The sequence below is a fragment of the Actinoplanes sp. GCM10030250 genome (genome assembly GCF_042666575.1).
GTDB lineage: Bacteria > Actinomycetota > Actinomycetes > Mycobacteriales > Micromonosporaceae > Actinoplanes.
Window position 1 is genome coordinate 54,638 of record NZ_JBHTDO010000036.1, and the last position, 20,771, is coordinate 75,408.

Annotated in this window: 18 protein-coding genes; 4 read left to right on the plus strand and 14 right to left on the minus strand. The window is 70.1% G+C overall.

The genetic code is table 11. From position 1 onward, the window contains the following. Positions 1 to 43: 43 nt before the first annotated feature. From ACFQV6_RS34775 to ACFQV6_RS34810, 8 genes are read right to left on the minus strand one after another with little or no spacing between them, the layout of a single operon-like run. On the minus strand, positions 44 to 1,303 hold the full coding sequence (locus tag ACFQV6_RS34775; protein ID WP_378031910.1) for a TIGR02679 family protein: 1,260 nt from the start codon (positions 1,301 to 1,303) through the stop codon (positions 44 to 46). Beyond that, positions 1,300 to 5,361: a TIGR02680 family protein gene (locus ACFQV6_RS34780; protein ID WP_378031911.1), complete on the minus strand. Its 4,062-nt coding sequence runs from the start codon at positions 5,359 to 5,361 to the stop codon at positions 1,300 to 1,302. Before ACFQV6_RS34780 ends, ACFQV6_RS34775 begins: the two co-directional genes overlap by 4 nt. Further along, a complete protein-coding gene (locus ACFQV6_RS34785) occupies positions 5,358 to 6,578 on the minus strand; it encodes a TIGR02678 family protein (RefSeq protein ID WP_378031912.1) in 1,221 nt (406 codons plus the stop codon). Before ACFQV6_RS34785 ends, ACFQV6_RS34780 begins: the two co-directional genes overlap by 4 nt. Continuing rightward, the gene (locus ACFQV6_RS34790; RefSeq protein WP_378031913.1) at positions 6,571 to 8,058 is read right to left on the minus strand and encodes a TIGR02677 family protein; all 1,488 of its coding nucleotides are present in this window, start codon (positions 8,056 to 8,058) and stop codon (positions 6,571 to 6,573) included. The genes ACFQV6_RS34785 and ACFQV6_RS34790 overlap by 8 nt, the downstream gene beginning before the upstream one ends. 25 nt (positions 8,059 to 8,083) lie before the next feature. Then, complete coding sequence (locus ACFQV6_RS34795) at positions 8,084 to 8,575, minus strand: SitI3 family protein (protein ID WP_378031914.1); 492 nt, start codon at positions 8,573 to 8,575, stop codon at positions 8,084 to 8,086. 2 nt (positions 8,576 to 8,577) lie between these two features. Further along, complete coding sequence (locus ACFQV6_RS34800; protein ID WP_378031915.1) at positions 8,578 to 9,831, minus strand: hypothetical protein; 1,254 nt, start codon at positions 9,829 to 9,831, stop codon at positions 8,578 to 8,580. Further along, the gene (locus ACFQV6_RS34805) at positions 9,828 to 10,136 is read right to left on the minus strand and encodes a type VII secretion target (protein WP_378031916.1); all 309 of its coding nucleotides are present in this window, start codon (positions 10,134 to 10,136) and stop codon (positions 9,828 to 9,830) included. Before ACFQV6_RS34805 ends, ACFQV6_RS34800 begins: the two co-directional genes overlap by 4 nt. Continuing rightward, positions 10,126 to 10,509 (minus strand): YbaB/EbfC family nucleoid-associated protein, encoded by a 384-nt coding sequence (locus tag ACFQV6_RS34810; RefSeq protein WP_378031917.1) that lies wholly within the window; start codon positions 10,507 to 10,509, stop codon positions 10,126 to 10,128. Before ACFQV6_RS34810 ends, ACFQV6_RS34805 begins: the two co-directional genes overlap by 11 nt. 211 nt (positions 10,510 to 10,720) lie before the next feature. Here ACFQV6_RS34810 and ACFQV6_RS34815 point away from each other — a divergent pair, with 211 nt between their 5' ends. Next, a complete protein-coding gene (locus ACFQV6_RS34815; protein ID WP_378031918.1) occupies positions 10,721 to 11,845 on the plus strand; it encodes a cellulose binding domain-containing protein in 1,125 nt (374 codons plus the stop codon). A gap of 6 nt (positions 11,846 to 11,851) precedes the next feature. On the opposite strand, the gene ACFQV6_RS34820 is transcribed toward ACFQV6_RS34815, so the two are convergent. From ACFQV6_RS34820 to ACFQV6_RS34835, 4 genes are all read right to left on the minus strand, one after another. Further along, positions 11,852 to 12,622 (minus strand): IclR family transcriptional regulator, encoded by a 771-nt coding sequence (locus ACFQV6_RS34820; protein ID WP_378031919.1) that lies wholly within the window; start codon positions 12,620 to 12,622, stop codon positions 11,852 to 11,854. An 18-nt stretch (positions 12,623 to 12,640) separates the two neighbouring features. After that, complete coding sequence (locus ACFQV6_RS34825) at positions 12,641 to 13,387, minus strand: SDR family oxidoreductase (RefSeq protein WP_378031920.1); 747 nt, start codon at positions 13,385 to 13,387, stop codon at positions 12,641 to 12,643. Beyond that, the gene (gene kduI / locus ACFQV6_RS34830) at positions 13,384 to 14,184 is read right to left on the minus strand and encodes a 5-dehydro-4-deoxy-D-glucuronate isomerase (RefSeq protein ID WP_378031921.1); all 801 of its coding nucleotides are present in this window, start codon (positions 14,182 to 14,184) and stop codon (positions 13,384 to 13,386) included. Before kduI ends, ACFQV6_RS34825 begins: the two co-directional genes overlap by 4 nt. Before the next feature lie 112 nt (positions 14,185 to 14,296). After that, positions 14,297 to 15,796, minus strand: coding sequence for a sodium:solute symporter family protein (locus tag ACFQV6_RS34835; RefSeq protein WP_378031922.1), 1,500 nt, complete (start codon positions 15,794 to 15,796; stop codon positions 14,297 to 14,299). A gap of 174 nt (positions 15,797 to 15,970) precedes the next feature. Here ACFQV6_RS34835 and ACFQV6_RS34840 point away from each other — a divergent pair, with 174 nt between their 5' ends. Next, positions 15,971 to 16,159, plus strand: a complete 189-nt coding sequence (locus ACFQV6_RS34840) for a tautomerase family protein (protein WP_378031923.1) — start codon at positions 15,971 to 15,973, stop codon at positions 16,157 to 16,159. A 224-nt stretch (positions 16,160 to 16,383) separates the two neighbouring features. On the opposite strand, the gene ACFQV6_RS34845 is transcribed toward ACFQV6_RS34840, so the two are convergent. Continuing rightward, positions 16,384 to 16,854, minus strand: coding sequence for a hypothetical protein (locus tag ACFQV6_RS34845; protein WP_378031924.1), 471 nt, complete (start codon positions 16,852 to 16,854; stop codon positions 16,384 to 16,386). Between the two features lie 158 nt (positions 16,855 to 17,012). After that, the gene (locus ACFQV6_RS34850; protein ID WP_378031925.1) at positions 17,013 to 17,957 is read right to left on the minus strand and encodes a hypothetical protein; all 945 of its coding nucleotides are present in this window, start codon (positions 17,955 to 17,957) and stop codon (positions 17,013 to 17,015) included. Positions 17,958 to 18,168: 211 nt separating this feature from the next. Between ACFQV6_RS34850 and ACFQV6_RS34855 the strand changes: the two genes are divergently transcribed. Further along, positions 18,169 to 19,173: a LacI family DNA-binding transcriptional regulator gene (locus ACFQV6_RS34855; protein ID WP_378031926.1), complete on the plus strand. Its 1,005-nt coding sequence runs from the start codon at positions 18,169 to 18,171 to the stop codon at positions 19,171 to 19,173. Further along, entirely contained in the window at positions 19,166 to 20,764 is a 1,599-nt protein-coding gene (locus ACFQV6_RS34860) for an FAD-dependent oxidoreductase (RefSeq protein ID WP_378031927.1), read from the plus strand. The genes ACFQV6_RS34855 and ACFQV6_RS34860 overlap by 8 nt, the downstream gene beginning before the upstream one ends. The last annotated feature ends 7 nt before the right edge of the window (positions 20,765 to 20,771 follow it).

Here is a 20,771-nt window from a genome sequence, read left to right on the forward strand (position 1 = left end):
GTGCTGGTGACGTGGTCGTGTACCGGGCGCCGGGCGGTTCGGTTCAGAGAGTGGCGTTGCGGAGGCTCGCGATCAGTCCGTCGAGCACGGCCTCTTCGTGGATGGCGACCCCGGCCGAGGCCATCGCGACCGCAAGATCCGGATCCCAGACAGTCGGGGCAGCCCGGCCCGCGAGCGGCTGGTGCGGGGTCCCGCGTTCGGCCGCCAGCGCCACCGCCCGGCGGTAATCGTGCGCGCGGAAGTGCCACGGTTCGGCCGGGTAGCGGTCGAAGATGCGGCCCGCGATGGCGATTCCCGGCCAGTCGAAGTCGCCGTGATAGGCGAGCCGCACCCCGGCGGACTGGGTGACCGTGTCGAGCAGGGCGAGGGTCACCGTTGTCGGGTTGCCCATGGTGCAGATTGCCGGCACGTCGAGGGCCGCGTCCGCCAGGGCCTCCAGCACCCGCGGGTTCTCGCAGACGTACACCGTCTGAGGTTTCAGCCGCAGGGTGCCGAGCCTGCGGATCTCGCGCAACGTCAGATGTGTCTCCGCCCGCAGGTCCGCGCGGTCGTGGAGCCAGTCCACCCCGATCGGGCGCAGGCCGTAGGTGAGGACCGTCGTGGCCACGCTGTCGTTGGCCACCCCGGCCTGGTCCCAGAGGGAACGGCGTCCTTCCGCGCTTGCCGGGTAATCAGGGGAGCCGGTGAGTGCCAGCGCCAGGCCGCGCAGGACCAGCCGGTTCAGCGTGGTGTCGTCGTCCAGCCCGTGGGCGCTGCCGGTGACCGCCTGGGCCAGCTCGCCGCGGGACCAGAGCCGCGCTTGGGCGCCGACCGTGAGCCCGAGCGCTGTGGCCGCCTGTGCGACGAGGCGGCGGAAGTCGCCGGTGGGGAGCTTGGCGGGCAGGCCCTGCCGCCAGAGCCGATCCATCCAGGTGGCCGCCCACTCGCGGTCGCCGAGGCCGGCGGCGGTCAGGGCGGCTTGCGCGTGGTCCCGCAGCTGGGATCTGCGGCCGGCTTCCACGGAGGCGTCGGCGCGCCTGTCTGGTACGGGACCTGTGACGGCCTCCACCACGCCGAGCAGGCCGGTTTCGGCCGCGCTCGCCGAGAGGCGGCGGTCGAGGTCGGCGAGGTCCACCACGCACCTGGCGCTGAGCGGGCGGTTGATGAGATGACCGATGGCGTCGCGTTGCTCCGCGTCGAGACCGGTGAGGGTCAGCCGGCCGGTGGCAGCGCGCCCGTTGTGGGCCAGCCGTCGATGGGCGGCTGACCAGAGCGGCTTCAGCGCGGGTGACCGCAGGTAGGTGAGCGTGCCGGGCGGAATCACGATGGCAGGACCGTGCGGCGCAGACCGTCCCAGCGGAAGTGCAGCGTCGCCACCCCGGGCTGGGCCGGGTCGCGCAGGCACTCGTAGATGCCGAGCGACGGCACCTCCGGGAAACAGCCCCACAACCGTTCGCTGGTCAGCACCGCGTCCAGGTCCAGGTCGACGAGCAGGCCGAGCAGGCGGCCGTGCGTCGGCTCGTCGACCTTGGCGAACGCGTCGTCGAGCAGGATCAGCCGGGGTGCCCGCGGATAGGCGTCGCCCACCGAGGTGAAGTGGGCCGCCGCCGCGGCGAACAGCACCAGGTACGACACGACCCGCTGCTCACCCTGCGACATCGCGGTACGCGCCGACAACGTCCGTTCCCGGTCCGGCCGGGCCTGGTCGGTGACCTTCACGGTGAAGCCGAACCAGCTCCGGTAGTCCAGCGCCGCCCGCAGGTGCACCGCGTATCCCGCTGACGGGTCGGCGCGGCGGGCGTCCTCGACCCGCCGGGCGAGCGCCGTGCGCAGCCGGTCGTTCATCTCCCGGGTGCGCAGTTCCAGGGGGGTCTTGAGCAGCTCGACGGCGGCGTGGGTGTCGGCGTCCGCGTCGTCGCGCAGTGTCCACACCAGCCGGGCGCCGAGGCCGTGCGACGTGCGCACTCCGGCGAGGGTGGCGTTCATCGCCCGTACCAGGCTCTGCGCGGACCGGATCTGGCGGGACAGCGCGTCGCCCAACTCGCCGAGCAGGAACCGCTCGAACGCCTGCCGTTCACGGTCGGCGACCGCGGAGCGTTTCTGCTCCAGTTCGGCGCCGAGCCGGGCGGTGGCCACGGCGATCGGGTGCTGGCCGATGTCGTCGGCGATCTCGACCACCTTGACGCCGTCCCGGTCCTCCCAGATCAGGTCGAAGCCGCCGGGCAGTTTGCTGCGGACGTCGTTGTACCGCTGGTGCAGCGCGTTCTCGCCGACGTCACGCGCGGCCGGGCCGAGCACGTCGCGCAGCCGGGCGGCGAGGTTGTCGAGGTGCCGGATGCGTTCGGGCGGTGTGCCGGTGCCGGGTTCGACACCGATGTCGGCGGCCAGGTCCAGCGCGGGGCGGACACCGGGCAGGGTCAGCACCCGGGGCAGCGCCGTTCCCGCGGTCAAGGCGTGTTCCTCCTGCTCGGCGAGCATGCGCCGGGCCTGGTCGCGCACCTCCTCGGCACGCACCCGCTGATCCCGCGCCTCGGTGTGGCCGCGCCGGGCCGGCGGCAGAGCCGCCTCGGCCGCCTTCAGGCGGCCTTCAGCCGTCGCTTCCTGCCGCAGGATCTCGGTGGGTCCCACGCCGAGTGACTGCTCCAGTACGGCGTACGACTGCCTCGCGGCCTGATGCTCCTCGGCGGCCGTCCGCGCCTGGTCCAGCGCGTCGGCGGCCCGGACCACGGCCTGCTCGTGCCGGGCGAGCAGGTCCCGGTAGGAACCCAGCTCGTGGAGCAGCCCGCCGACGTCCGCCGTGTGCCGGGGCAGCTCGGCACCGAGCTGACGCAGCCGCTGATCGACACCGGTCAGCTCGTCGCGTTCGGCGGGCAGCAGATGGGCCGCCGCCGCCGCCCGCGCGCTCGCCTGCCGCTGGTCGGCGACGCCGCGCAGCTCGCGCACCCGCCGCCGGGCCTCGGCGACCTCGCGAGCCAGCCGGTGCAGTGCGGACTCCGCCTCACCGTGCCGGGCCCACGCCGCGCCCAGGTCGCCGCCGTCCGGCAGCGCACGCAGCGCCGCGGCCAGTTCGTCCCGGTCCCGCGATGCGGTGGCGAGCTGATCGCCGAGCCCGGCGAGCACCTCGGCGAGCCGATCCATTTCCGCCTGAAGCTCGGCGAGCCTTCGCCGGCGCAGTGCCTCCCGATTGGCCGCGCCCACATATTCGGCGGCCGGCTTCGTCCAGGCACCGTGCGCGACACCGAGCCGCCACCGGCCGTCGTCCGCGACCCAGCTGGTCGCCTGACCGCCGCCCAACCCGATGCTGTTCAGCAGCGGTGCGACAAACTCGGCGCCCGCGACAGGGGCGAGCACTGCGGACAGCGCGGTTCCGTCGACCGCGGGCCCGGCTCGCAGGATCACCTCACCACCGTGTGGATCCCGGAGGCTGCCGTCGCTGTCGACGATCGCGTCCAGCAGGCCGCTGGACTCCAGTGCCGCCTCCAGTCCCGCCCGGCGATCATCATCGAGGTTTCGGTCGAAATCGATCAGCCGGTACAGCGGCACACCGTGGCGCGCCGAACCTGGAACGCCATCGCGGAACCGGGACAGCGGCGGTTCAGGATCGGACACGGAACTCCAGCGACTGTGCTCCGACCGTACCGCTGCAAGGTCTTTGAAGGCCTGGTCATGCGCCGAGCGCAGGCTGTCCCGCCGGGTCTCCATCGCTGCGCGCAGCGGATCTGTCGCGGTCTCCGCGGCAGCACGCACCTCAGCCGGCGTCTCCGCCGGAAGCAAACCCTCGACAGCGAGCGCGGAGCGGATCGGCGCCAGGTCAGCACCGGTCAGGACCGGAAATGCCAACCAATGATGTACGGCCGACCGGTACTCGTCGCCGGACGTGTCGAGCGCCGCGGTCACCTGGTCGAACCGGTCCTGCGCCGCGGTCTGCTGATCGTCGAGCAGATCGCGGTCAGCCTCGGCCCGCGCGGCCTTCTCCGCCGCCTTCTCCGCCTCCCCGAGCTGCCGCTGCACGTCGGCCACCGCCGTCCGCCGAGCCCGGACCGCCTCCTCCGCACCACCGGCACGAGCCTGGTGATCGCGGAACTCCCGTGCTGCCAGAGCATCGTCGAGGATCCGCACAGAAGGGTCGGCCGGCGCGTCGCGATAGCGGGGCTCCGGCACCCCACCGAGGTGGCCGACGTCCAGCCCCGACTCGGTGGCGAGATCACGCAGCTGCCGGTGGCCGTCTCGCAGCCGCGTCACGGTGCCCGCCAGCCGGGCGGTCTCCGCACCCAGCCGGGCCACGACGTCATCGACCGCCTGCCGGTCGGCAGCGGCGGCGCGTTCGGCCGACCGCGCCGCCGACTCCAGAGCCTGCACGGCCACCCGGCGCTGGCCCAGCTCCTGCACCGCCCGGTAGCCCGCGCTCTCCCGCAGCGCGCCCAGCTCGGTACGCGCCTCCCGTTCCGCCCGCTCCCAGCCCTCGACACCGGCCCGCGCCGTCACCTCGGCGTCGATGCCGGCCGCGACGTCCCGCTCGGCCTGCCCCGCCGCCCGCCGCTGGGCCCGCAACCGGGCGAGGGACTCGTCCACCGCACCGACCCGGCGCCGCAGCTCGCCGTGCAGATAGCCGCGGTACCCGGTCATCAGGTCGGCCAGCGCGGCGTGCGTGGCCTCCAGCCGGCCGAGGTCCGTGCGCACCGTCTCCAGGTCGTCCAGGTTGTGTGCCACCGAGTCGAGCACGTCGTCGTCGACCGGCGGCAGCGCCTCACCGAGTTCCGTGGTCAGCTGGCCGGCCTCGATCCGGTCGCCGATCGTGGGGCGGCGCAACCGGTACAGCAGGTGCACCAGGTTGCGGTAGCGGCCCGGGTCGGCGATCCCGAACACCTCGCGGCCGACCCGCGCCCGGTAGTCGCGGGCGGTGGTGATCAGAGCGCCCTCGCCGAGGACCTCCTTGAGACGTTCGATCGGCACCGGCTGCCGGGCCACCGCCAGCTCGACGCCGGCACCAACCCGCAGCGGCGTGACGAAGTAGGCCAGCCGGGCCTCCGCTGTCGACGACGACCAGCGCACGACCGCACCCAGCGTGAGGAAGTGCTCGTCACCCTCCGCGTCCGTGCGGCGCAACTCCAGCCAGACGAAACCCTGCCGATTGACACCCGTGGCGCCCTCGCCCATCAGCCAGCGGAAGGTGGTCCGCCCGGCGCCCGTCGCGTCCAGCCGTTTCGCGTCGCCGTCCAGCAGGAACGGCAGCAGCAACTCCAGCGCCTTCGACTTGCCCGCGCCGTTCTTGCCGCGCAGCAGCAGCCGGCCACCCTCGAAGTGGAACACCTGGTCGTCGTACTGCCAGACGTTGCAGATCCCGGCGCGATGCAGCCGGTAGCGGTCCTCGGCACCGTTCACCGGCGGATCGCCTCCGTCGACGCGTACCGGGCGGCGGCAGCCAGCAGAACCAGGCCGTCCTCCCGCGACTCGCCGCGCGCACCCCGGGCGTCGACGGCCCGTTCCGCGGCGACCGCCTCGTCCGGCTCACGGTCGGCCACCGTCGGCCGGGCCCACGCCACCAGCCCCATGCCCAGCAGTATCGCGACGACCGCCTCACGCAGCGACACCAGATCCTCGACATACCGCCCGGCCCACCGCCGCTGGTGACGCTTAGTCAGATCCGCCAAAATCAGATCAAGAGCTTCATCGGGTACGGGAACGCCCGTCACCAACTGTCCCGGATCCGGTCGCAGCCGCTCGACCAGCGCGCCCACCGCCAGCAGAGCGGCCTGCGCCACCGTCCCCGAGCCCGGAAAGCTCACGTCGCTCAGGTCGTCGTCCGGGTCCAGCAGTGCGGCACCCTCCGCTCGCAGTTCCGCCTGCAGGCCCGCGTACATCAGGTAGGACTGCTCGTCGCGGCGCTGCTCCCGGCGCAGCCAGGCCCGTTCCGCGGCGGTGAGATCGTCGACGTGCACGACCGGTGTCTCCACGAGCCGCCGCCGCACCGCGTGCCGGGCACCGCCGGGACCGGGATCAGCGGCGTACCTGAGGAAGTCCGCCGGATCACCCGCGCGTCCCGGTGGGGTGGCCGGCAGGTGCGCGGCGATGTCCCGGTTGACCGTGAGCATTGCCTCGGCCTGGTCGTCCTCGGCGTACCCCGATACCGTTCCCTGTTCCTCCTGCAACGCCGTCCACTGGACCAACTGCCGCAACGCCGCGCCCAGAGCCCGTCGTTCGGCCGGGCGCTGTGCGTCGTCCAGTTCGATGCCCGCCTCGGCGGCGGCTGCCCGGATGTCCGCGACCAGCTGGGAGAGCAGGACCTGTTCGGGACAGGTGAGCAGCACGGCTGTGGCTAGTGTCAGGTAGGCGTACATCCGCGGTGTGAACGGACCGGTGGCACGCAGAAGCGGGCGTCCCGCGCCCGGGCCGAGTCCCGGCTTGAACAGGCGGGCAAAGCCCGCCTCGACGACGAGGCGATAGCCGAGGAAGTTGCCGAACCAGCCCTTGAGCCACTCCGCGTGCCGCCGGACCAGCGCGAAGTCCTCGCCGGAGGGAAGCAGCAGGGGAGCGGCGAGCAACGTGCGCACGGCCCGGCGGCGTTCGGTTGCCAGCGCGATGTCGTGTTCGTCAGGCATCGGCGCTCTCCAGGCGGGTTATCGTGATGCCGAGGTCGTCGGCGGTGAAGTTCCCGCCGGCCGAGCCGACCGTCAGCACGTGGCGCGGCTTGCTGATCAGCTCGCACCGCAGGCCGAGGTCGAGGACGACGGTCACGGCGTTGCCCAGCAGCGGATCACCGGCGCCCAGCGCCCGCGCCATCAGCTCCAGCAACAGCTCCATGGCCGGCGCCGACAGCCGCACCGCGCCCAGATCCGGCGCAGCCGACAGCAACTCCGCAGCGGCCGCCACCCGCAGCCGGTGCGCGTCAGCCGCCTGCTCGATCAGCGTTCGCTGCTGCGCACTGCGGTCGGCTATCCCGGCTGTCCGGCCCCGCGCCGCCCGGACCCCGCGATCCCGCAGCGACACCGGCACGTCGACGGCCGGCGCCGCCCACCAGCTGGCCGTCGCCGGGACCACCACCTGCGGGTCGGCGGCGAGACCGAGATGCCGGGCCGGGTAGAGGCCGAACGCCGAGGTGTAGAGATCCGCGGCGGTGTCGTCGCCGGCGGCGTCGAGCCAGGCGGCCAGGCGCAGCAACTCACGCCGCCGGGAGGCACCCTGACCGGAGGACCGGATCATGCGCTTCGCGTTGGCGAGCAGAGATTGCAGGGCGCGCATCGTGGCGTCGCGCAGCTGCGTCACCTCACTGCGCCGCCCGTCGACGTCGCTGAACCAGGACCGCAGCGCCACCCAATCGGCAAGATCATGGCCTCGGCTGCGCTGCAGCGCGACGCCCAGGTCCGCGGCGGCGCCGGCCAGGCTGCCACGCTCCAGCAGCTCCAGCAGAGCGGGAAGCCGCGGCCAGATCCGCTCCAGATGCCGCTCGATCCGCGGCGTCAGCAGGACGATCTCCTCGGTGATCGACTCCACGTAGTCCAGCAGCAGGTCCTTGAACCCCAGGTACTCCGCACTGTCCAGGTCGTACCGGGAGAGCACCTGACCCAGGTACGCGTAGAAGTCTCGCACCGAATCCCGGAACTGCCAGAACTGCGCGAAGACCGTCGCGATCGTCTCCCGCGCCCCGCCCGCGCCGATCCCGCCCGGCTCCTCCAGCCGCTCCACCAGCCGCCCCAGGTCGGCACTGATCAGACCCAGCAGCTCCCGGCTGATCTCCCGCGCGGCGTCGGCGCTGGCCAGCACCTCGTCCGCCTGCCGCTGCACCCGCTCACCCAGCGGCGACAGCTGAAACCGCGATCGGGCCCGCTGGTACTCCTCGATGCTCTTCACCCGGACGGTGTGCGAACTGGGCAGCAGGTTGCCCCACGAGACGAGCTGGTTGAGCCGGTTCACGGCGGTGTCGAGGGGGAGACCGAGATCCTCGCCGACCTGCTGGGCGGAGAGGTCGGTCATCAGCGAGGCGGTGAACAGCCGCATGATGGCGAGGTAGACGCCACGCTCGGGAACCGTGAGGTAGGTGAAAGCCTCGAGCCGGTCCAGATCCTCGGTGGGCTCGCTCACCGGTCCAGGGTAGTTGACAGCGGCCTCAGCCCGAATCACGCGCGTCCGTACTCCGGCTGATCAGCGGCTGGGGCAAGGGACGCATGACATGGCCCGCGATCAGGGGAATCACCTCCTCCAGCTCGGACCAGTCCTCCCACTCGCTGTGGAAGACGACCTCGTCCGGGGCCCATTGGATGACGGCGATGTCGCCGTTGTAGAGCAGGACGCCCCGGCTGGTGTAGCGCTCGGCGAAAGCCAGAATCGAACTGACCATCACCGCGATGTTGTGGTCGCGGGCCGAGGCTTCCGCAAGGTTGGCGAAGCGATAGGTGGCGCTGATCCGTTCCCGGAACCCGAACAGTTCAGTCGTTGGATCCTCTGTGTCGGGCGTGACTCGCCCGGCCATCACATACATGTCGGGCCGGAAGATGGTGCCGTCCTGGCTGTGCTCGCCTTCGACGGCTGCGGCGAGAAAGGAACGGAAGTCGGCAGTGCTGATGTCGGCGTCGCTCTGCATGTCGAATTCGAGTGCCATTTTCAGCGTCCCTCACCGAAGGGGTAGAAGGGTATGACTTGATCGTCCTTCACCACGAGGACCTCTTCGAGTTTCGCGATCGGTTTGCGTTCCAGCATGTCGGCGATCTCTTCCAGCGTGCATGGAGTGTCCTCGAGGTTGATGACGAGGCGATTCGCCTGATCCTCGGAGGCCTTCTCACTCATCTTCCGCCGAATCTTATCGACGCTCGTGGTTTCGGGGGCGTAGCAGTCGAAGTACCTGCCCTCGATCCTGTAGTCGGGGTTCTTGCCGTTCGATTTCCCGGGCGGATTCTGTTCCACGTCGAAACCGTGGCGGGCGAGGGCGTCTGCCGCTTCGTTCTCGCGGCGCAGACCACGCTCCCGAATCTTGGTCGGGTGCGCCTCGGTTCGCTTGCCTCGCGGCACTCGGCCCGGATCCGGCGGGGACGAGGGAGCGGTGGTGGACCTGGGGTGGTCGGGGGAGGGTTTGCGAGGTGGTCCACCGGCGGAGTGCGCGGTGGGTGATGAGCGGGCGAGGCGGTCTGCGGCCATGCGGAGGTGGTCGAGGACCTTGCTCAGGTTGTCGATCTTGGGGAGTAGGTGGCGGAGGCTGTTGATCAGGGCGCGGAGGAAGTGTTGGATCTTGTTGACCCAGCGTGCGACGAGTGCGGCGGCCTGGCCGGCGACGAGGGGTGTGGCGAGGCCGAGGCTTAGGCCCTCCATGGCGAGCCATTGGGGGAGCCGGATGGCGAGGGTGACGACGAATTGGGCGATCAGGTCGCGGACGATGCCGCGGACCAGGGCCACGACCAGCCCAGCACCCTCGACGGCAGACGAGATGCCGCCGGCCGTGACGCTGATGCCCTGCAGCACGGCGACGTGTTCTCGCGCGTGGGCCCGGTAGGCGTCCGCTGAAGCGCCGGACCATCCGGCCACCTCAACCGGAAGGCGACCGGGTAGATCGAGGGCGGCGATGGTGGACCAGGTGGCGGCGTGGGCGGTGATCTCGTCGGGGTTGCCGGCCAGCCAGTCCAGGGCGTCCTGCAGCGGGCGGACGTGTTCCATCAGCCAGGCGACACCCCACGCGGCGAGCGTCCCGAGTGGGTCGATGGCCACGGCCAAGGCGTCCAGGGACGCGCCGACGCCGCCGAGGGTGGCGTCGACCCAGCTGTGATCCCGAATGCCTTCGGCGATCAGGTGAGCGTCCTCGACGAGGCCGAATCCGGTGACCGCCGTGGTCGAGTCCTCGACAGCGGCGACCAGGGGAGCAGTCACGGAGGGCCGCCGATGTGCCGCGCCGCCGACTCGTCAGTCAGCTGGAACGTGTCCACGGCCGAGCGCAGGTTCAGGGCGGTCTCCTGCAGCGCCTCAGCACTCCCGTTCATGGCCACGACCGCAGCCTCGAACACGACGCCCAGCACGGCCGGGAGGAATTGGCACAGCTGGCCGTAGGCCTGGGAGTCCATCGACACCTGTGCCACCGCCGCGCGCGCCTGGCGTACCGAGTCGGCGGCGGCGCCCACGGTGGAGACGTGATCGGTGACCGTCTGCACCGGCAGCTGGACGTGGTCAGCGCTCATCGGTGGCCTCCGGGCGGGGGAAGCGGTGGGCGTAGGCGTCGAGGACGGCCTGGCCGGTCTCCGAGTCGAGGCCCACGGTGTCGCGGACCTCGGCGGTGAGCTGTTCGGTGAGCTGGTGCTGAGCCTGCCGCATTACCTGGAGGATCTGTTCGGCCAGTTCAGCGGCGGGCAGGTCGTGCACCCGGTCGTCGAGGCGGAGGTCGTCGATCTGGCCGGTGGCGGTGACGGTGACCTGGATGGAGCCGGAGCTGTTGCGGGACTCGGCGGTGAGCCGGGAGGTCCGGTGGGCCAGGTCGGCGGCGCGGGAGGCCTGCGCGTTGACGTTCGCTGTCCAGGAGTCGAGCCATTCCTCGGCCGCGTCGATGTCTCTCACTGCCGGCCTCCAAGCCGTCGATTGCCTCGTGCGGATGTACCGGGTGGGTGACGGTTCGGTTCACCACCAGGCATTGATCGATTTATTGCTCTATGGGAGCGCTCCCGCGTAATATCAGCGCAATCTCGCACTGACGTTCATCACTTCCCTCACCCGCATTGTCGAAGCGGTTCGATGAACGGTGTGTGACTCCCCAGGAGATTGGACCGACATGCGCAGACGAAATCTCGCGCTATCCCTGACCGCAGTCGCGGCCCTCACCGCCGGCGCCGGCGTGATCACCGCGCTCCCCGCCTCGGCGGCCGCCGGCTGTAGCATCAAATACACCGTGAGCAGCCAATGGTCCGGTGGCTTCGGTGCCAGCGTCACGATCACCAACCTGGGCGACGCGCTCAGCTCGTGGACGCTCGTGTGGTCGTTCTCCGGCGGGCAGACGGTCACGCAGGCGTGGAACACCGCATTGACCCAGAGCGGGTCGCAGGTGACCGCGCGTAACGCCGGCTACAACGGCTCGGTCGCCACGAACGGGACCGTCTCGTTCGGCTTCAACGGCTCGTCGAGCGGTACGAACAACCCGGTTCCGACGGCCTTCACGCTGAACGGGACCGCGTGCACCGGCGGCGTGGGCCCGACCAGTTCCCCCACGTCCTCGCCGTCGCCGTCCACCCCGTCCAACCCGGGAACGGGCATCCCGTCGGACGCCGCGTTCGTCGACGCGGGGCAGTGGGCGTCGTGGACGAACAACGGCTACATCCTCTACAACAACATCTGGGGTTCGGGCGCCGGGACGCAGACGCTCTGGGCGCGCACCGGCACCAACTGGGGTGTGGTGGCGAACCACCCGCGGACCAGCGGGGTGAAGTCGTATCCGAACACCGGCAAGACGCTGAACCGTACCCTCAGCTCTTTGAATTCTTTGACCAGCTCGTTCAACGTCTCGGTTCCGGGAACCGGGGACTACGCGACCGCCTACGACATCTGGGCGAACAATCACGCGTACGAGGTCATGATCTGGACCAACCAGAGCGGTGCGGTCGGGCCGATCGCGGAACAGTACGACGCGAACGGCGCCGTGCCGAACGTCCGGAACCTGTCGGTGGGCGGGCACACCTGGAACGTGTATCGCGGCTCGAACGGGGCCAACGCGGTCTTCTCGTTCATCCGCACCAACACGAACTCCGGCACGATCGACTTGCTGTCGATGCTGAACTGGCTGCGGACGAACAACTGGTGGGGTGACGTGACGGTGGGCGAGGCGCAGTTCGGCTTCGAGCTGACCGGAACCGCCGGCCAGTCGAACTTCACGGTCAACAGCTTCTCACTGAACTACAGCTGAGCAGGACTACAGCTGATCAAGCCGAGCCGGCACCGCCGCACCGAGCGCCGCCGACACATCCCGCGCCGCCGCGATCACCTCCGGCGCACGAGCCTCCAGCCCGCTCATGTCCATGTCCATCGCCAGCGTGGAGATCGAGATACCGCCCAGCACCTGCCCCGTATGGTCGAAAACGGCCGCACCCACGCACCGGATACCCGGCTCGTTCTCCTCGTCGTCGACCGCGTAACCCATCGCACGGATCCGGGAGAGATGCGTCAGCAGATCTTCCTCGCTGGTCAGCGTCTTCGGCGTGCGCGGGCCGAGCCCGGTGCGCCGGCAGATCGCCAGCACGTCCTCGTCGCTCAACTGGGCGAGGATGGCTTTGCCGATCGCGGTCGTGTGCAGGGCGATGCTCATGCCGATGCGAGACGGCATCTGGTACGGCCGGCGCCCCTCCTGCTTGTCGACATAGACCGCCTCGTCCACGCTGCGGATCGCGAAGTGAGTGGTGTATCCGGTGTCCTCCCGCAGCGCCCGCAGCGCGCCGGACGCCTGCCGCGCAGGGTCGAACCGGTGCATGACCCGGCCCGCCAGGGTGAGGATGCGCGGGCCGGGCTCGTAGCTGCCCAGCCCGTCGGGGCGGGCGAAGCCCCACGTGACGAGCGCCTGGAGAATCCGGTGAACGGTCGACTTGGAGACGCCTGTCGCCGCCGCGATGTCGGTGACGCGGTGGTGCTCGGCGAGCGCTTCGAGCACTGCCAGCGTCTTGTCGATGGAGCTGCCTTCCCTAGCCACCGGCTCAGCCTACTGGGGCTATCGGGCGAGCCAGCCGCCGTCGACGGCCAGGACGTGGCCGTTGACGTAGTCGGCGGCGGCGGAGGCGAGGAAGACGACAGCGCCGGCGATGTCGTCGGGGCGGCCCCAGCGCCCGGCCGGGATCCGGGATCTGATCTCCGCCTCCCGTGCCGGGTCGGCGCGCAGGGCCGCGGTGTTGTCGGTGGCGACATATCCGGGGGCGACCGCGTTGACCTGTACGCCGGAAGCGGCCCATTCGCAGGCCAGCGCCTTGGTCAGGCCGGCGACGCCGTGCTTGGCGGCGGTGTATCCGGGAACCTGCACCCCGCCCTGGAACGACAGCATCGAGGCCACCGAGATGATCTTTCCGTGGTTCCGGGCCAGCATGCGTACGCCCACCGCGCGACTGAGCAGGAACACCGCGTCCAGGTTGACGTCGAGGACGGATCGCCAGTCGGTGAAGGAGTGCTCGGCGGCCGGGGCGCGCCGGATGATGCCCGCGTTGTTGACCAGGATGTCCACGTCGGGCAGCGCCGCCGCGGCCTCGGGGAGTCCCGCGGTGTCGGACAGGTCGAAGATCCAGCGCTGGGACTGCCGCCCGGCTTTGCGGACCTCCGCCTCGACCTCGCCGAGATCGTCCCGGTGTCCGTGCAGCACGATGTCGGCGCCGGCCTGTGCCAGGGCCACCGCGATCGCCCGGCCGATGCCGCCGCGCGACCCGGTGACCAGAGCCGTCCTGCCGTCCAGCGAGAACACCGACGTCACCGAAGCTCGCCGATCGCGACCGGCTCCACATCCTCGTACGCCTGGTTCTCCCCACCCATCGCCCAGACGAACGCGTAGCTGCGCGTGCCGAACCCGCAGTGCACCGACCAGCAGGGCGAGATGACGGCCTGTTCCGGCGCCACGATGAGGTTGCGCGTCGACTCGGGCCGGCCCATCAGGTGGACGACCCGCTCGGCCTCGGGCAGGCCGAAGTAGAAGTAGACCTCGGTACGCCGCTCGTGGGTGTGGCACGGCATGGTGTTCCACATGCTGCCCGGCTCGAGGACCGTGACGCCGAGGACCAGCTGGGAGCTCTGGATGCCCTTGACGTGGATGTACTTGTAGATCGTCCGCTCGTTGGAGCCCTCCCGTGACCCGAGGCGGACCGGCTCGGCGTCGTCGAGGGTGGCCTTCACCGTGGGGTGGCTCGCGTGCGCCGGGGTGGAGACCAGGTAGAACCGGCCGTCGAAGGTCACCTGGCGGGCTCCGCGCCCGACGTAGAGGACCTCCTTGGCGCCCAGCTCGAAACGCTCGCCGTCGACGGTCACCGTGCCCGGTTCGCCGATGTTGACCACGCCGAGCTCGCGCCGCTCCAGGAAGAACTCCGAGCGCAGTTCGCCGGGGCAGGGCAGCTCGGTGGCGCCGGCCGATCCGCCGACGATGATGCGGTCCTCGTGGGAGTAGGTGAGCCGTACCTCGCCGTCGGCGAAGAGGCCCTCCACCAGGAACCGTTTCCGGAGCTGCTCGGTGTCCATGCTCGCCAGCTGGTCCGGGGCGGTGGCAGGTCGTGAGTCCATAAGCGCTCCCTAGAATCCCGTTACCGTAAAATTCCACTACATGGGACATAAAATCGCTACATGAAACACTATATCGATGATGTGGCGGGACCTCACGGCCCCGCCACATCCGTCAGGCGGCGGAGACTGGCTTCGGCTCGTCGACCGGATCGGCCTCCAGCGAGTCGATCAGCTCGTCGCGCTCCGGCCGGCGCTCGGGCTTGAGCAGGCCGATCGCCACGTACAGGACCAGCGAGGTGACGAGCGGGACGCCGACCACCATGGTCTGGCTGGTCTCCTCCAGGATCCACTTGACCACCACCCAGACGCCGAGACCGGCGGCCCAGGAGACGATCGCGGCGGTGGGTCCGCTGCGCCGGAACCAGGGCAGCAGGCCCAGCATCAGCGGGATCGAGATCGGGCCCATGGTCGCCGCGACCAGGTCGACCACGATCTTCAGGACCACACCCTGGCCCTCGGTGCTGATCGCGATGATCATGCTGATCAGCACGAAGGTGAACGTGGTGATCCGGGCGAACCTCAGGGCGGCCCGATCGCTGAGGTTACGCACGGCGCGCACCAGCACCGGGGCGATGTCGCGGGTGACCACCGAGGAGATCACGTTGGCGTCCGAGGAGACCATCGCCATCGTGTGCGAGAAGAAGCCCGCCAGCACCAGGCCGATCAGGCCCGGCGGCAGCAGCGTCTTGGCCAGCTCGACGTAGGCCTGCTCCGCGTTCGCCAGCCCCGGGACGATCAGCGGCGCGGCGAACATCGGCATGAACAGGATCAGCGGCCAGACCAGCCACAGCACACTGGACAGCAGCGCCGACCGCTTGGCCGCCGAGCCCGACGGCGCGGCCATGTACCGCTGGGCGAGGTTCCACATGCCGCCGTTGTACTCGAACGTCTTGATGAAGAGCAGAGCCAGGAAGAAGGTCAGCGTGTACGGCCCACTGAACAGGTCGCCGCGACCCGGGGGCAGATCGTCCCACATCGTCCACAGTGACGAGAAGCCACCGAGGTGCGACAGGAACGCGAAGAACATCGCGAAGCCGGCCACCGCCTGGATCACGAACTGACCGAAGTCGGTGAGCACGTCGGCCCAGAGGCCGCCGGCGGTGATATAGACGAGGGTGACGGCTCCGGTGATCAGGATGCCCCAGAGAATGGGTACGCCGGCGAAGCCCTTGAGCAGCACGGAGATGGCAACCCACTTGGCCGCGATGTCCACGACCTTGAGCAGGGCACCGCTGTACGCCAGCGCCTGCTGGGTCGGCACGTTGTAGCGGCGGGCCAGGTACTCCAGCGGCGACGCCACCCCGTGTTTGGATCGCAGCCTGTTCCAGCGGGCCGCGAAGACGAAGGCGCCGATCCCGACGCCGATACCGATCGTCAGAGCCCACCAGACGTACATCGCGAGGCCGTAGTTGTAGGCCACGGCCGCGAAGGCGACGAACATGATGGCGCTGTAACCGGACATATGGTGTGAGATTCCGGCCAGCCACCAGGGGATCATCCCCCTCGCGGTGAAGAAGTCGGCGACGGTGTGAATCCGCCCCTTCGCCCATAGGCCGATGCCGACCATCACCACGAAATACCCGCTGAGAACCAGCCAATCAAGCGTGGTCACGTGCCCTCCCTCCGGTGCCGTAACGCGGACATTGCAAGCATGTTTCGTTACACGGAACGGCTTGTCAATACACGGAACACGGCGATCCTCATCTATGCATGAGTCATGGGAGAGGTCTTGACGGCGTTCCGCGTTACGGGACAATGTTCTGGCCAACGGAAAACAGGAGGGTTCATGCCCAACATCACCGTGGAACTGCTGTCCGGCCGCACGCTGGACCAGCGGCGCGAATTCGCCGAGGCAGTCACCGCAGCGGCGGTCGACATCCTCAAGGCGCGGCGCGCGGCGGTGCGGATCCGCTTCGACGAGATCGAGCGCCAGGACGTCGCCAACGGCGGCACGCTGGAGTCCGATCGGACGTAGCCGCACGGGACATAGCCGCGCGGGATACAGCCGCACACCAGGCGAGGGTCGCGGCAGGCGCGCCCGTCCGAGTCAGATCATTTTTTGGTACGCCGGAAGCGCGCGACGAGCCCGGATGTCGGCACGCCGTACCAGATGGATCGTGACGTCCCCGATCTCGGCCCGCACCCGGGGGCCGAGATCGGGATCCGCCATCACCGCCGCGGATTCTGCGACGGGCGGCGTCAGCGCTTCGGTGCTCCAGGCTTGTGCATGTCGGCGAGCTGCAACGCCAACTGCCCGGTGAACTCCACCGCGGCCATCCGCACAGCCAGCCCACGGGTCGGCCGCGGATGACCGTTACGGGTCAGTCGCGCCAGCCACCGCTTCTCCAGCTGCCGCCGCCCGATCACCGCCGCCACCGAAAGCCCCAGAGCGGCCGCCGTCACTGCGGCCTTCCGCTTGTCGAACGTCTTCTCCGGCTGCGCCTCCGGATCGACCACCGGCCCACCCTCAGCCACCAGCATCGGCCGCGCCCCCACAACAAGCTCGACGCCGGCCCCTTCGGACTCGTCCGACGCCTCGGACGGCGCCACCACCCACCCGACTACTGCCACGGCCGTGACAGTCCCGAGCCGAGCCAGCCGCCGCTTCGCCGGCGACAGCTCCCGGGCCAGAATCCACGTGCTACTGAGCGCGGCCTGCAGCGCAGCCATAGCAACGGCGCGAGGGTACGAACGCGACGAATCCATACCCGCGAAGGTAACCCGATCCGTCAACAAGATCGGGCGAGCCCGGCGAGATCAAGGCCGCCGCCGGATCAGGCCGCGTGCCACACCGATCAGGTGGCGCGGGGCGATGCAGATGTGGGCGTTCACGTGGCGCGGGCGATGCAGATGCGGGCGTTGAGGCGGGCGCCGGCCTCGTAGAACATGTACTCCACGCCCCCGTCGGTGCCGAAGGACGGTGCTGCCACCCGGCCGTTGTCGGCGGGGCCGGGGGAGTGGAAGACGCCGAGGTGGGTTTCGCGGTTGAAGGCGTTGCCGACCTCGGTGATGCGCATTCTGCCGTCGTTGCCGTGGTAGGCGACGTAGGTGGTGTTGTTGCGGGTGACCACCGACGGGCCGGAGATGTCGGTCAGGCCGTCCGGTTCGGGGTTGATCAGTGGGGTCTGGGCGAACAGCCACTGGTCCCAGCCGTTGGGTGACCAGCCGTGGTAGATGCGGCGTTTTCCGGCGAGGACGCCCATGTAGACCATGACGTAGCGGCCGCTGTGTGCGAAGACCCGGGCGTACGAGGTTTCGGTGAGGCCGGGGACGAGGCGGGTGCTCAGGATGGGGGTCTCGTCGCGGAAGGTGAGGCCGTCGGAGGAGCGGGCGACGCGGGTCGTGGTGTTCTCGCCGTGGTAGTAGAGGAAGAACTGGCGGGTGGCCGCGTCCCAGGTGACGTGGGGGGACGACACGTGCGAGACCGTGGTGCTGGGCAGCACGTTGTCGATGACCGGGTTTCCGGTGAACTCGGTGAAGGGGCCGGCTAGTGAGTTGGCCCAGGCCACGCAGATGCCGCCGGGCTTCTCGTGCGGGGCGTAGTACAGGTAGTAGCGGCCGCGGGCTCCGCTGATCTTGTCGTAGACGCCGCGGATGCACGGGAAGATGAACTCGCCGGTCGGGTTGTAGCTCAGCGGCATCTTGAGGGCGTCGCGCAGGTAGGTGTAGGTCGGCATGCCCGCGGGGCCGGCGGCGCGGGCGGCGCTCGGCAGGGCGAGGAGGCCGGCGGCGCCGGTCGCGGCGGCGCCTTGGAGCAGAGAGCGGCGTTTCACAACAAAACCCCCTTGACGGTACGGCTGGTGGATCGAAGTTTCGCCATTGTCAACACCGCCGGTCAAGGTGCTAATACCTATTAGTGCTGGGGTTTCTTGCTTCGGAGCCTTGACGGGCGCCGATCCGGTACCCCACGATCTCCCCACGTTTGTTAATGCGTATTAGCGGCGTAACAGAGGGGACCCGAACGTGCCATCGAGCAACAGGCGGGTGACGCAGCAGGACATCGCCCGGATGACCGGCGTCAGCCAGACCACGGTGTCGATCGTGCTCAACGAGCGCGACGACGCGGCGGTCCGCATCGCACCGGAAACCCGTGAGCGGGTGCTCCAGGCGATCCGCAAGACCGGGTATGTGGCCGACCCGATCGCCCGCCGCCTGGCCTCCCAGCGCAACCGCTTCCTGGGGGTCTTCACCTACGAGCCGGTGTTCCCGGCCGGCCTCGGCGACTTCTACCACCCGTTCCTGGTGGGCATCGAGGAGTGCGCCGAGAGCATCGGCTGCGACCTGCTGCTGTTCACCAGCGCGCCGGTGGTCGACGGCCGGCGGCGGATCTTCCACCAGGACAACCGGCTGCGGCTGGCCGACGGCTGCATCCTGCTCGGCCGCTGGCTCGACCCGGCGGAACTGGCCCGGCTGCTGGCGGAGGGGCAGCCGTTCGTCAGCGTGGGCCGCCGTGACGACGCGGGCGGGCCGGTGCCCTACGTGGGTGCCGACTACCCGGCGGCGACCGCGGCGCAGGTGCGCCGGGCCGTCGAGCTGGGGCACCGGCGGATCGCCTACGTGGGTGAGGGCGCGGGGGCCGAGTCGCACGCCGACCGGTTGCTCGGCTTCACCGCCGCGGTCGCCGAGGCCGGCATCACCGGGGTGCACGTGCGGTTCACCGAAGCCGCCCAAGTCATGGATGAACTGCGAGACCAGGGGGTCACGGCAATTTTTGTTGAGGAGTTCGCGGACGGGGCGATGCTCGCGGAGGAAGCCGAGCGCCGTGCTCTGCGCGTACCAGATGATCTTTCTTTTGTGGCTCTTGGTGATCCGACCCGGCCGGCCAGCACGGACCTGGACTTCACCGGTTTCCGGATTCCGCGGCGGGCGATGGGATGGCAGGCGGTGGAGGTGCTGTCGGCGATCCTGGACGGCACCGGTGGGGAGCAGCAGCGGTTGCTGCCGTGCGAGCCGGTGACCGGTGCGACGCTGGCGGTGGCTCGTGCGTGAGTTGCATGCCGACGTCCTGGTTGTCGGCGGTGGCCTCGGTGGGGTGGCGGCGGCGCTGGCCGCGCTGCGTGCCGGGCGGTCGGTGCTGCTGACCGAGCAGTACGAGTGGCTCGGTGGACAGCTGACCAGCCAGGCCGTGCCGCCGGACGAGCACAGCTGGGTGGAGCGGTTCGGTGTCACGGCGAGTTACCGCGCGCTGCGTGACGGGATCCGTGACTACTACCGGGCGCACTACCCGCTCACCGACCGTGCCCGCCGGACCCGCGACCTCAACCCGGGTGCCGGGCACGTCAGCCGGCTCTGCCACGAGCCGCGGGTCGCCGTCGCGGTGATCGAGGCGATGCTCGCTCCCTACCGGGGGTCGGGGCGGCTCACCGTGCTGCAACCGGCGGTGCCGGTGGCCGCGCACACCGACGGTGACCGGGTCACCGGGGTGACCGTCTCCTTCCAGGGTTCGGATCTGGTGCTGACCGCGCCCTACGTGCTGGACGCCACCGAGACCGGCGAGCTGCTGCCGATGACCGGAACCGAACATGTGACGGGCGCCGAGTCGCAGGCCGAGACGGGTGAGCCCAGCGCGCCGGAGACCGGCGATCCGGCGAACATGCAGGCGCTGTCGGTGTGCTTCGCGATCGACCACGTGGACGGTGACCACACCATCGACAGGCCCGCCTCCTACGACTTCTGGCGCTCCTACGAGCCGCCGTTCTGGGGCGCGCCGATGCTGTCCTGGACGACACCGAACCCGCGAACCCTGCGGAGCTCGACCCGCTCGTTCACGCCGAACCCCGACGACGACCCGTGGCTGGTGGACGCCGACCAGCGGGTCAACCCCGGCGACGGCAACCTGTGGACGTTCCGGCGCATCGCCGCCCGGCGCAACTTCACCGGCGGGCTGTACCCGAGCGACATCTGCCTGGTGAACTGGCCGATGATCGACTACTTCGAGCAGCCGTACGTCGGCGCGCCGGACCCGGCCGCCGTCGAACGCGCCGCCCGGGAGCTGTCGTTCTCGGTGCTCTACTGGCTCCAGACCGAGGCGCCCCGCGCAAGCGGCGGCACCGGCTGGCCCGGCCTGCGGTTGCGCGGTGACGTCACCGGCGGTGCCGACGGGCTCGCGATGGCGCCGTACGTCCGCGAGAGCCGCCGCATCCGCGCCGAGTACACCGTCGTCGAGCAGGACCTGTCCCTGCAGGTGCGCGGTGACAAGGGCGCCGTGTCGTACGCCGACTCGGTGGGTGTCGGCATGTACCGCATCGACCTGCACCCGTCCACCGGCGGCGACAACTACATCGACGTCGCCTCCTGCCCGTTCGAGATCCCGCTCGGTGCGCTGATTCCGCAGCGCATGGAGAACCTGCTGCCGGCCGGCAAGAACATCGGCACCACCCACATCACCAACGGCTCCTACCGGCTGCACCCGGTCGAGTGGAACGCCGGGGAGGTGGCCGGGGCGCTCGCCGCCTTCTGCCTCACCCGCGCGGTGTCCCCGCGAGCCGTCCGCAACACCCCTGAGCTGCTCTCCGAATTCCAGAACCACCTGAGCGCCGATGGCGTCGAGCTGCGCTGGCCCGACGTCAGCGGTTATTGAGAAAGGG

Coding starts and splice junctions, on each gene's coding strand:
- ACFQV6_RS34785 (WP_378031912.1), bottom strand. CDS start 6,578: ATGCCTGACGAACACGACATCGCGCTGGCAACCGAACGCCGCCGGGCC.
- ACFQV6_RS34795 (WP_378031914.1), bottom strand. CDS start 8,575: ATGGCACTCGAATTCGACATGCAGAGCGACGCCGACATCAGCACTGCC.
- ACFQV6_RS34805 (WP_378031916.1), bottom strand. CDS start 10,136: ATGAGCGCTGACCACGTCCAGCTGCCGGTGCAGACGGTCACCGATCAC.
- ACFQV6_RS34815 (WP_378031918.1), top strand. CDS start 10,721: ATGCGCAGACGAAATCTCGCGCTATCCCTGACCGCAGTCGCGGCCCTC.
- kduI (WP_378031921.1), bottom strand. CDS start 14,184: ATGGACTCACGACCTGCCACCGCCCCGGACCAGCTGGCGAGCATGGAC.
- ACFQV6_RS34840 (WP_378031923.1), top strand. CDS start 15,971: ATGCCCAACATCACCGTGGAACTGCTGTCCGGCCGCACGCTGGACCAG.
- ACFQV6_RS34845 (WP_378031924.1), bottom strand. CDS start 16,854: ATGGCTGCGCTGCAGGCCGCGCTCAGTAGCACGTGGATTCTGGCCCGG.